The following is a 12,097-nucleotide window of genomic DNA, read 5'->3' on the forward strand; positions in this document are numbered from 1 at the left end:
GCCGCCCAGAACCTGAAACAGCTGGCCCGGTTCTATGAGCAGACCGGACGCAGGACATTCCAGAAGCACGCACTCCAACTGGCTGAAATAGCAACCCGCCGCAGTGAATCGCAAAAGAAAGCCGCACAAAAATAACGGCAGAGCATTCCAGCAAGATCGATTATTTTGACTGCAGATCAAAATCGATTGTATTTTCGCCTGCTTTCACATCAGCCGTCAGTGTTGTGTTTGCGTTGTACTGAGCGGGCACCTTTTCTTTGGGAACCTGCTTTTGTGCTTCCTTCGTTTCCAGGTTGCCTTCAGGAGCGTTAAATGTGGTAATGCTCACTGAGTGTTTCCCGATTTTGGCACCTTTGAGCGTTCCCGAGTAATCTAACTCATAGTGGCCCTCGGCATCAGTTGTTCCTGTGGAGGTTCGTCCGTTTTCTGGTTGAAATTGAACCTGGGCGTCTGCAAGCGGTGCGCCGTCGAGGGTAACGGTTCCGGTAACGGTCCCGGTTTCCGGCACATCATCGGGGCCGGAGCTGCAACCATGAAACAAAAACGAGCTGCAAATCAGTAGTACAAACATACGTAGTGGAGCGTTGATTTTCATGAGGAGCGTCTTATTCCTGAAAGATAGGTTTAAACGATGCAGAGGGCGATTCAAATCGACCGCTCGAAGTTAGCGAAAACACTCTGTTGTATCCACGGTACACCTGGCTTTTACCGGGAAATATTTTGAAATCTTTCTGCACCTCTCAGGGCAGATATACAAACCAGTATGCAAAGAAAAAACCAGGCCTCTGCACACCCGCGAGACCTGGCTTCCAATAACATTTGAATCAACTTTGATACTGTTCGATCAGTCAGCCTGAACCAATGATTCACTTTTGGTGGTGATGACTTCCATCAGTTCATTCCAGGATTTAACGAACGACTCTGCGCCTTCTTCCTGAAGCCGGGCGGCTAATGCCTGGTTGTCAACTCCGGTTTGCGTGAATTCATTGAGTATGGATTCACTGTCACCCCCGTCTACGGCCAATGCGTCTCCGAGTTCACCATGATCGGCAAAGGCATTCAGAGTCTGTTCAGGCATCGTGTTGACGGTAAAGGGCGAGGCGAGCGAAGTGATATACAATACATCGGAGGCATTGGGATCTTTCGATCCTGTACTGGCCCAGAGCAGACGCTGTGGACGGGCACCAAAGTTCAATGCTCGCTGCCAGCGCGGTGAACTGATCAGATCCAGATAGGCTTTGTATGCCTTGAGTCCAATGGCAATCCCGAGGCGATTGTGGAGTGTTTCCGGCACATCGTCGACAATGGCCCGGTCCCAGCGGCTGATAAACAGGGAGGCGACGCAACCGACGGCGGGATTCAGGCCTGCTTCAATGCGTCGTTCCACGCCACGCAGATAAGCTTCGGCAGCCGCAACATAATGCTCGCTGGAAAACAACAGTGTCACGTTCACGGGAATCCCGGCGAAGGTGGCTTCTTCAATCGCGGGCAGCCCCTCTTTCGTACCGGGGATTTTAATCAGCACGTTCGGGCGACCCGCGCGGGCATGCAGATCTTTCGCTGCCGCCAGGGTACTCTCGGTGTCATAAGCGAGCAGAGGAGAGACTTCCAGTGAAACCCAGCCATCAACACCATCAGTGCGATCCCAGACGGGGCGAAACAGATCGGCGGCCTGGGTGATGTCTTCGAGGGCCACCTCAAAAAACAGTTCTTCGCCTTCTTTGCCGTTTTTATATTTTTCCTGAATGGTACTGTCGTAGGACTGACTGTTATTGATGGCCTGATGAAAAATGGTGGGATTGGAAGTGAGGCCGGTTACCGAAAGTTCATCGATATAACGCTGCAGAGTACCGCTGCTGAGCAGATCACGCGTGATGTTATCGAGCCAGAGACTTTGTCCCAGGTTGTGAAGTTGCTGATTCGCATTCATCAGTATTACCTCCGGATTTGGTGGTGAATTTTGTATTAGTTTCAGATTTGTCAAGAATCTATTTTATTGTCGTCAAATTTCTCCGGCAATGGAAGGCTGAGTCCCAGGCCATCTGATCGGGTACGACAATATTTCGTGACGACTGCTGAGAAGATGCGGGATTGAAATTCAGTCGACTGGGAAAAATTCCCGGTAAGCATTATATTGAACTGTTCGAAATCCAGGTTTGCAGGAAGTGATATTTTTTCTCACTTCCTGCTGATCAAGAGATGGTAAGCGAATCAAAATTGTCGACGGCCGCAATTCTGATCAAGTTCAAATGAGAGAGAATCATCAATGAAGAAACAACTGCTCAGCGCCCTGTTTATTCTGCTCCAGGTACTGCCGGTCGGACTTTCCGCACGCGAGCAGGTAGACGGGAAGGTCACCCGCGCTGATGTCCTCGTTTATGGATCCACGCCCGGTGGTGTCTGTGCAGCGATTGCAGCCTCTCGCGAAGGTGCGTCAGTCATTCTTCTTGAACCGACCGGACATGTGGGGGGCTTGAATACAGGCGGGCTGAGTTTCAGTGATTCCAACCAGACTGTGCGCAGTACGCTGATGGGCCTGTTTGATGAATGGCACACGCGTATTGAACAGGATTATGCTGCACGGGGTATCCGGTTACCTTACCAGGTTCGAATCAAAGATCAGTCCAAATGGACTTATGAACCACACGTGGCGCAGCGCGTTACAAATCAGATGCTGAAAGAAGCGAACGTCAAAGTTCTGACGAAACATTCCCTGCAATCAGTCACAAAGGAAGGAACCCGGATTACGAGCCTCGCTGCTGGCAAAGCGAATTTCGCTGCCAGCACATTTATCGATGCAACTTACGAAGGCGACCTGATGGCAGCGGCCGGAGTCAGCTGGACGATTGGCCGGGAAGGAAAAGCAGAATTTGGCGAATCTCTCGCGGGTAAACGTTATCCGAAAAGCAGAATAGACATCGATGGATTCGACAGCGATGGTCAAATTCTTCCCTTCATCACCACGACTGATGCCGGCCCGGAGGAGGAAGGAGATTCCAATGTCATGGTTTACAGCTTCCGGCTGTGTCTGACTGAGGATCCGGCTAACCGCGTACCCTTCCCGAAACCGGATCACTATGATCCTGCCCGTTTCGAAGTGATGCGTCGTTTTGCCAAAGCGGGAGGTCGCCTGGGTTGGGACCTGTATCCACTGCCTGGTGGAAAGCTGGATGGGAACAATTCGATAGGCGGTCAATTCTCACTCGGGCTGGTTGGTGCCGGGAATGGCTGGAGTGAAGCTGACGCAGCGGGGCGAGTCGTCATCTGGGAAAAACATAAGCAGTATACGCTGGAGTTCTATCACTTTTTGACGACCGATCCTGCCGTCCCTGAGAAAATCCGGAAATCCTATGCCCGGCTGGGACTCTGCAAAGATGAATTTCCTGAGTACGGCCACTTTTCTCCTGCCTTGTATGTCCGTGAAGGACGACGCATGCGAGGCATGTATGTACTCAGTCAGAAAGATATTCTGGAAGAACCGGAAAAGCAGGACCCCATCGCGGTCTCTTCATTCCCGATCGATTCACATGACTGCCAGCGGATTGCCTTGAAGGACGGCGGTGTGATCAATGAAGGAACAATCTTTCCCGTCAGGAAAAGCAGTCCCAAACAGGGATACGCCTATCATGTTCCGTATCGATCCCTGTTACCTCAACCGGAAGAATGTTCTAACTTAATTGTGCCTGTTGCACTCTCCTGCACTCATGTGGGTATCTCATCCCTCCGTGTGGAACCGACCTGGATGATACTGGGACAAAGTGCGGGAGTGGCAGCAGCATTGTCGGCTCGCAAGGATGTCTCCGTTCAAGAACTGCCTTACAAACTGCTTCGCGATCGTCTTCTGGCACAGGGCCAGGTACTCGAATTGCCTCCACCCACGGAAGCGAACGAAGAGAGGCATTCGATCGATCCAAAGACTCTGCCCGGAATCGTGCTGGACAATCAGAGTGCCAGGCTGTCTGGTCACTGGAGCCATTCGACCAATTTCAAACCACATATTGGTAAAGGTTATCTCCACGATGAAAAGCGGGGCGACGGAAAGGCGATGGCTGTCTTCCGCTTTAAGGCGCCCCAGAGTGGACGCTACCAGATCCTGTTGGCATACTCGGCCCATGAGACCCGTGCGAAAAATGTTCCACTCACGGTTTCCTCCGGAACAGAAAAAACGACACTTGTTGTCGATCAGACCAAGGCATTGCCCCAGGGAAAACAATTCCGTCCGCTCGGTATTGTCGATCTGGAGGGCAATACGGAAACCACAATTACGATGACCAATGATAAAACCAATGGATTTGTCATCCTGGATGCACTTCAGTTACTGCCAGTCAAGTGAGGTGACTCTCGTGAACCGGATGTTTTGCGTCAGGGCTTCGTGAAGACACGCTTATGATTTACCCGTTCCGGCTGTGGTGAGAGTTGCAGGCTCCTGCGTGTGTGCCGAGTTGTTGCTGGCTGCGGGCTTCCGTGCGAAGCGTCGCAATACAACATAGAAAACGGGTGTCAGAAACAGGCCGAACAACGTCACGCCCAGCATACCGCTGAAGACGGCTGTTCCGAGTACCCGGCGCATTTCAAAACCGGCACCGGTGGCAATCAGCAGTGGTATCACACCCAGAATGAAGGAGAACGCCGTCATCAGAATGGGGCGTAACCGTAACCGGCAGGCATCGACGGCGGCCTGGAAACGATCTTTGCCGGCATCTTCTTCCGCCTTCGCGAATTCGACAATCAGAATCGCATTCTTACACGCCAGTCCCACCAGTACGATAAAACCAATCTGCGTCAGAATATTATTGTCCATGCCTCGAAACCAGATGCCGATGATGGAAAACAACAGACAGAGGGGAACAATTAAAATGATCGCCAGTGGCAGAACCCAGCTTTCGTATTGGGCAGCCAGGGTCAGGAACACGAACAGAACGGCCAGCGGAAACAGAAACACAATTGTATTCCCTGCTTGTCTTTCCTGGTAAGCGATCTCCGTCCAGGCATAACCAAAGCCCGGAGGCAGATTTTCGTCGGCCAGCTGTTCCATCGTGGTTAATGACTGCCCCGTGCTGTATCCCTGCATGGTATTTCCATTCAGGTCCGCCGCCGGGAATAAATTGAACCGTACGATGCGATCCGGGCCCGCTGTCCTTTTCAGTTCGACGACTGATCCCAGAGGCACACTCGTACCGCGGGCGCTGCGTGTCCGCAAACGCAGAATGTCGTCCGGTTCGTCACGGAATTCCGGTTCCGCCTGGGCGGTCACGCGATAGGTTCGTCCGAGGAAATTGAAGTCATTCACGTAGACAGAACCAAGATAGACCTCGAGTGCTTCAAAAATATTACTGATGGGAATGTCGAGCATCTGGGCTTTGGTGCGATCAACATTTGCATAAATCTGCGGGACGCTGATCCGGAAGTTGGAGAAGACCTGCACGAGCCCCGGCTGTTGATTCGCCTGCGCCACCATCCGTTCGGTGACCTGGTTTAACGCATCCACGCCGGCGCCCCCCTGGTCCTGCACATACATTTTGTATCCGCCGCCCCGTCCGATTCCTCGCACCGGTGGAGGCGGAATAATGAAGACCTCTGCTTCGTTGACCACAGCGACCTCGCGTCTCAGATCATTAATGATTTCATTGACGCCGCGTCCTCGCGCAGCCCGTTCCTTCGCATCTTCCAGTGGTAGAAATGCCACAGCGGCGTTGGGACTGATGGTAAACGTCGACCCTGACAGTCCGGCAATTCCTACCGAGTGCGCGACCCCGTCAATCGTGCTGCCAATCGCGGCAACGCGTTTTGTGACGTCATCGGTTCGTGCCAATGATGCCCCGTCGGGCAGTCGGATACTGACAATGATATAACCCTGGTCCTGGGCGGGGATAAAACCCGAGGGAACCAGGCCGAAGCTGAACCAGGTAGCGACCAGCAATCCGCCGTAAATCACCAGTGTCATGCCGGAAAGTCTGATGATCCGCGAAACGATGCCGGCATAAATATTGCCGGTGATGTCAAAAAAGCGATTAAACGAGCGGAAGAACCAGCCAAACAGCAGATCGACGATTTTGCCCATCCGGTTGCGTTCGGCTGTTTTGGGTTTGAGCAGCAGCGCACAAAGTGCCGGGCTCAAAGTCAATGAAACAAATGTAGAGAATCCCGTAGAAATGGCGATCGTGAGGGCAAACTGCTGATAGAACTGACCGCTGAGACTGGGAACAAACATCGTGGGAACAAACACGGCGATCAATACCAGGGTGGTCGCAATCAAAGCGGAGCCGACTTCATCCATCGCTTTATGAGTCGCTTCACGCGGCGAGAGCCCGTCCGCAATCAGTCGCTCCACATTTTCGACAACCACAATCGCGTCGTCAACCACGATGCCAATCGCGAGCACGAGACCAAACAGTGAGAGTGTATTGAGGGTCACACCAAACAGCTGCATGGCGGCGAAGGTGCCGATGAGCGAAATGGGAATCGCGATTACCGGGATGATCGTGGGACGCCATCCGTGCAGAAACAGAAAGACGGTCAGCACCACCAGGATGGTCGTGATATACAGGGTTTCGAAGACCTCCGCGATGGATTCTTCAACATAATCGGTCGGGTTGTAGGCAATTTCATAACCCACTCCGTCGGGAAAGTCTTTGTTGAGATTTGCCATGGTCTGCTTGACTTCATCAGCCGCATCGACGGCATTCGTTCCAGGTCGCTGATAGATGAGAATCGCCACGGCAGGCTTGCCATCCAGGTAACTGATGCGCGAGTAGTCCTGAGCGCCGAGTTCGATGCGGGCCACATCACTCAGACGCGTGACGCGACCATCGTTGCCGCGTTTAACCACGATCTGCCCGAATTCTTCGACTTCCTGCAACCGTCCCTGTGTGGTCACATTCAACTGAAATGCACCACTTTGATCAATGGGGGGCTGCCCGATGACACCAGCGGCCACCTGTACGTTCTGCTGACGGACCTCATTGACTATATCACCAACCGTAAGGCCCACGTGAGACATCTTTTCGATATCCAGCCAGACCCGCATGGAATACTCATTCCCACCGGCCACACGGATATCGCCAACACCGTCCAGTCGCATGAGCGAATCGCGAATCCGCAGAAAAGCAAAGTTGCTGATATAAAGCTGATCGCGACTGTTATCAGGGGAATTCAGATGCACCACCATCAGCATGTCGGGGATCTGCTTGCGGGTCGTCACTCCAATCTGACGCACAGCTTCAGGCAATCTCGCCTCGGCTACCGCAACCCGGTTCTGTACCAGTACCTGGGCATCGTCAAGATCAGTGCCCAGTTTGAAAGTCACAGTGAGTTGCATGGTTCCATCACTGCTGGAGGATGACTCCATGTAAAGCATGTCGTCAACGCCATTCATTTCCTGCTCGATGGGCGTAGCCACGGTGTCTGCAATCACCTGGGGTGTTGCTCCGGGATAACTGGCACGGACCACAATCGTCGGCGGAGCCACATTTGGATACTGAGATACCGGCAATGCGATATAGGCAATGGACCCGATTAAGACGACCATGAACGATAATACGGAAGCAAAGATCGGCCGCTCGATAAAGAAATGCGGAAATTTCATTGAGCATCCCCTGGAGCGTCGACAACCGCAGTCACCTTTTGAGTTCCAGGCCGGGGAAGCGGATCAGGGGCAGGGGAGATCCATTGCTCGGGAGGCAGCGGTTCATAATCGTCGGGCAATCCATCTTCGACCACTTCGATTGTTCCCTGCTGCGAAGTCACTTCCATTTCTGGGCGCGCCTGCAGCAGACCTTCAATGATGAGCGATTCGCTTCCGGATAATCCCTCGCGTACCACGCGCAGTCCGTCTACGATCGGCCCGAGTGTCACAATGCGACGCTGCACTACATTATCAACAACATGATAGACGTATTGAGACGACTGATCGGTGCCAATAGCGGAATCTGGAATCAGAACTGCCTCGTAAGAGGCACTGCCGGGAATCCGGATGCGGGCAAACATCCCCGGTACGAGTACCTGGTCTTTGTTGGGAAACACACATCGCGCCCGCATACTCGCCGTATCGGCATCAAAGCGGTTATCGACGAAGTCCATGTGTCCCTGATGCGGGAAGCCGGATTCATCGACCAGTCCCAGGAAAACCGGATTCTTGGCTTCGCGTGAACTGGCTCGTTTCCCTGACTGGGCCTGGCGAATGTATTTCAGAACGTCCTGTTCGTTCGCGTCGAAATTGCAGTAAATCGGCTTTACAGAAGTAATGGTGGTCAGCAGGCTCGAATTGGTCGTCCCGCCGTTGATCAGGTTGCCTTCCGAGACGTGTTTACGACTGATACGCCCGGAAACGGGGGCAAAAATCTGCGTGTAATCCAGGTTGAGCTGGGCCGTTTCGATTCCGGCTTTGGCTGCTTCGATCACCGCCATTGCTGTTTCGATCGTCGCTTTCGCAGAACTGATACCGGCCTGACTTGCTTCGTGGTCTGCTTTTGCCTGCAGGTAGGCGGCTTCCTGTTGATCCAGCTCATCCTGCGTTGTTACATTTTTTGATTTCAGGGAACGCGCCCGTTTCAATTGTGCCGTCGACAGGACCAGCTGCGCTTCTGATTGCTGATATTGTGCTTTCGCTTCCTCTAACTGGGCTTTCGCCTGAACCAACTGCGAATTTGCCTGACTCAACGCTGCCCGCGCGCCATTCAGTTCTGCCTGATAGGGACGTGGATCGATAATAAAAAGCAGGTCCCCTTTGTTGACGATTTGTCCTTCGTCAAAATGGGTCGATTTTAAATAGCCACTGACACGCGCCCGGATCTCAACGAAATCAATCGCTTCGAGTCTCCCCGTGTACGCATCCCACTCCACGATCTGTTTGGTAACCGGTTTGGCTACTGTGACGACCGGTAATACTTTCTCAACAGGGGCGGAATTCTGCGAGTTGCAACCAGTGAGGGCAACACAGAAACTGAGTAAGAGTACCGTCATTAATTGCGGTAGAAAATTCAGGTGACGTATCAAGGTAACAATGCCTCCGCACAGGCAGGGATGTCCTGCCACATGTCGTAATTCGGTTGATCTCGGGTGAGCTGTGTAGGCGGGTTTCAGCAGACCGTAAGCCTGACTAATAGTCTTTGCGGGAATGATTTACATGTAGTCTATGTCTGCGAGGTGAACAAGGCAACTCAGCAAAATGGAAATTGGGAGAAAAAGTTTGAAAGTCAAAGGCTTGCAGGTTCCAAAATGAAAACCAGAAACAGACTTCAGGTGACGCATGTACTGACAGCGAACTGTTTACGGTGTACTCAACAGGTTGATTCCTATAGAATAAATGACCCTGATGCGCATGGTTTCCGTGACGCATCCAACACCATCAAGGGTGTCAACGTACTTTCATATACAGGACTTCTGATAAATATCTCCAAGAGGAAATCACTCGATGTCAACATCTCAAAAAATTACGCGCCGCAATTTTATTCAGGGAGTCGCCTTCGCAGGGGCTGCCACTGTTTTGAGTCCCTCGGCACATCGAGCATTCGGATATCAGTCGCCTAATGATCGACCGGTTTTCGCGACGATCGGTCTGCGGAACCAGGGTTGGTCAATTACCTCGAAGTCATTCAAATTCGCAGATTTTGCGGCACTCGCTGATGTGGACGCGAATGTACTCGGTGCAAATGTCGAAAAAACAGAAAAGAAACAGGGCAAGAAACCGGACGCCTACAAAGACTATCGCAAAGTGCTGGATCGAAAAGACATTGATGCCGTGATGATCGCAACCCCCGATCACTGGCATACGAAAATCGCGGTCGAAGCGATGTACGCCGGGAAAGACGTCTACTGTGAAAAGCCACTGACGCTGACGATTGACGAAGGCAAGTTGATTGAAAAAGTCGTGAAAGAAACGGGCCGCGTCTTCCAGGTGGGTACGATGCAGCGATCGGAATCGGGACAGCGGTTCCTGCAGGCGATCGCGTTGATCCGCGATGGTCGTATCGGCACCGTGCAAAAAGTAACCTGCGGGATCAACGGAATGGAAGGCTCCCCGGTAATTCCTGTCACTGCAGTTCCCGAAGGACTGGACTATGAATTCTGGCTGGGGCCGGCTCCCAAAGTTGATTACCGGGCTCTGCCTGAAATGCGCGAAGGATATGGAGGTGGCGTTCCGCTTTACAGCAACTGTCATTATTCCTTCCGAAACTGGCACGAGTATTCTGGTGGAAAATTAACCGACTGGGGTGCGCATCACGTCGACATTGCCTGCTGGGCCCTGGGTGCCAGTGATACTGGTCCCAGTAAAGTTTCTCCCGTGGAATACAAATTACCCGTCGAATATAAGGACGGTTTCCCCACGGTCAACGATCAGTACAATGCCGCCACGGAATTCAAAATCAAAGTCGATATGCCCAACGATGTAGAAATGATTATCACCAGTGAAGGGGATAATGGGATTCTCTTTGAAGGTACCAAAGGCCGCTTCTTCGTCAACCGCGGGAAAATCGTCGGGGCACCTGTCGAAGCGCTGAAAGACAATCCCTTGCCGGAAGGTGCCATCGAAGAAGTTTATGGCGGCAAGGTGAGTGCGAACCACACTGCCAACTTTATCGAAGGCATGAACTCACGCAAGCAGCCCATTTCCGATGTCTGGTCGCATAACCGCATGTTGGAGATCTGTCATCTCTCCAACATCTCCATGCGTCTGGGACGTGACCTCAAATGGGATCCCGTAAAACGCGAAATCATTGACGACGCCCAGGCAAATTCGTTCCTCTCGCGTGAAAGCCGCAAGGGTTACGAAATCAACATGTAAAAAGTGAAGTAACGGATGTAAGAATCTGCTGAAACCGGAATTCCTGCCACAGGGGCTCCATTCCGGTTTCAGTTTTCTTTCCTGGCTTCAGCGGGTGAGATCAGACTGTCGTGGTCTTCGTCCAGTCGATCAGTATCAGACGCAGTTTAACAGAATACCTGAAAAGCTGGCTTTCTCTGTCTGGAGAACTGGCCGGCATTCAGGGGTTAAGCACTGGTAAGTCTTGAACATTCTTTTGAGGAACCTCATTATTTCTCTGAAGGTGTTCTCGGAATGCATCAGCAAGCTGCTGGCCTTGCCAGTCTGCTTTCTGACCGGCACCATATATGGTCCGCTGAAGTTCCTGAACTGCCGTTTTGAGTTCTTCACTGATTCTCTGTCCCGATGCCTGGGACCTTTCCCATTGCTGCCAGGCCGATTCTGCAGCCCCGGGGTCATTTTTATGGCAGGCGGATAACAGTGCCCTGGCTGCCATCTTCTCAGATGGGTTCCAACGTTGTCTGAGCTGATGGAGAACGCTCCTGATTCTGCGCTGCTGCCAGTATCCGATTCCCAACAGCATCATCAGTAATCCCCACCAGGCGTACGACAACGTTCGCGTCTTTTCTACCGGAAGCTCTGATTTAACGGTTGAAGTACTTTTGACTTGAAAGGTGACTGCTGGCAATGTCTGCGAGCCGAATTCTTTTTTCTCCGGATCCCACCACTGGTACCTTATCGCCGGTAACGTCCAGTTCCCAGGCTGCTGCATCTGATAGGTAATGGTGTCGCTGCGTATTCCAATGAAATCGCCGCGCTCGGTGCGGTCAGTAACTTGAGGACGATTCAGATAGATTCGAATTCCTTTCGGCACGGTTCCCGGAGGGGGGGCTAATGCCATCCCTGTCACGTTATCTGCAGTCTGGGTAATCGTGCGACGAAACACAGCTCCCTGCTCTGTGACTTCCGGCTGAGGGTCCCAGCTTTCCGTTATCTTGAGTGATGTGGTGGTGACCAGAAAATCGTCCCGGGAACTCCCTTGGGGACGCTCTACTTTGATTTTGACAGCTGGAACCTGAGCCGTCTGGTCATGTGACGGGCCGGTAAAACCATTGCGATGACTGAAGCGTACTTCAAAGACCGGGATTTCAAGAGTTCCGCTCTGCTGGGAAAACAAGGCAAATTCATGCGTCTGTACAAACCACGAGTCCCCATCAATCTCTTCAGAAGAAACAACGGGTCGCCCCGTCTTAACGATGATCACGCGGGGAATTTCAGGCAGGGTAAAACTGGCGGCACCCGAAAACGAACCATTCGCACGCAGCTGCACGGTAA

At 52.3% G+C, this 12,097-nt stretch carries 7 protein-coding genes; 2 read left to right on the forward strand and 5 right to left on the reverse strand.

What is annotated here, in order from left to right; all coding sequences use genetic code 11:
* Window positions 1-160: 160 nt before the first annotated feature.
* Both AACZ40_RS24255 and tal read right to left on the reverse strand, forming a co-directional pair.
* Window positions 161-595, reverse strand: a complete 435-nt coding sequence (locus AACZ40_RS24255; RefSeq protein ID WP_291171768.1) for a carboxypeptidase-like regulatory domain-containing protein — start codon at window positions 593-595, stop codon at window positions 161-163.
* A gap of 249 nt (window positions 596-844) precedes the next feature.
* Complete coding sequence (gene tal / locus AACZ40_RS24260; protein WP_339676167.1) at window positions 845-1,930, reverse strand: transaldolase; 1,086 nt, start codon at window positions 1,928-1,930, stop codon at window positions 845-847.
* A gap of 336 nt (window positions 1,931-2,266) precedes the next feature.
* Here tal and AACZ40_RS24265 point away from each other — a divergent pair, with 336 nt between their 5' ends.
* Window positions 2,267-4,333 carry an FAD-dependent oxidoreductase gene (locus AACZ40_RS24265; protein ID WP_291171774.1) on the forward strand — a complete coding sequence of 689 codons (2,067 nt, stop codon included), beginning with the start codon at window positions 2,267-2,269 and terminating at the stop codon, window positions 4,331-4,333.
* A gap of 51 nt (window positions 4,334-4,384) precedes the next feature.
* On the opposite strand, the gene AACZ40_RS24270 is transcribed toward AACZ40_RS24265, so the two are convergent.
* Entirely contained in the window at window positions 4,385-7,585 is a 3,201-nt protein-coding gene (locus AACZ40_RS24270) for a multidrug efflux RND transporter permease subunit (protein ID WP_291171777.1), read from the reverse strand.
* Entirely contained in the window at window positions 7,582-8,994 is a 1,413-nt protein-coding gene (locus AACZ40_RS24275) for an efflux RND transporter periplasmic adaptor subunit (protein WP_291171780.1), read from the reverse strand. Before AACZ40_RS24275 ends, AACZ40_RS24270 begins: the two co-directional genes overlap by 4 nt.
* 418 nt (window positions 8,995-9,412) lie before the next feature.
* Here AACZ40_RS24275 and AACZ40_RS24280 point away from each other — a divergent pair, with 418 nt between their 5' ends.
* Window positions 9,413-10,783 (forward strand): Gfo/Idh/MocA family oxidoreductase, encoded by a 1,371-nt coding sequence (locus tag AACZ40_RS24280; RefSeq protein WP_291171782.1) that lies wholly within the window; start codon window positions 9,413-9,415, stop codon window positions 10,781-10,783.
* Window positions 10,784-10,982: 199 nt separating this feature from the next.
* Here the strand turns inward: AACZ40_RS24280 and AACZ40_RS24285 are convergent.
* The coding region (locus tag AACZ40_RS24285; protein ID WP_339676169.1) for a hypothetical protein at window positions 10,983-12,097 on the reverse strand (1,115 nt) is incomplete at its 5' end.

The organism is uncultured Gimesia sp. (genome assembly GCF_963972345.1).
Taxonomy (GTDB): Bacteria; Planctomycetota; Planctomycetia; order Planctomycetales; family Planctomycetaceae; genus Gimesia.

Excerpts from the sequence above, each read along its gene's own strand:
- tal (WP_339676167.1), bottom strand. The coding sequence starts at position 1,930 with ATGAATGCGAATCAGCAACTTCACAACCTGGGACAAAGTCTCTGGCTC.
- AACZ40_RS24270 (WP_291171777.1), bottom strand. The coding sequence starts at position 7,585 with ATGAAATTTCCGCATTTCTTTATCGAGCGGCCGATCTTTGCTTCCGTA.
- AACZ40_RS24255 (WP_291171768.1), bottom strand. The coding sequence starts at position 595 with ATGAAAATCAACGCTCCACTACGTATGTTTGTACTACTGATTTGCAGC.
- AACZ40_RS24280 (WP_291171782.1), top strand. The coding sequence starts at position 9,413 with ATGTCAACATCTCAAAAAATTACGCGCCGCAATTTTATTCAGGGAGTC.
- AACZ40_RS24265 (WP_291171774.1), top strand. The coding sequence starts at position 2,267 with ATGAAGAAACAACTGCTCAGCGCCCTGTTTATTCTGCTCCAGGTACTG.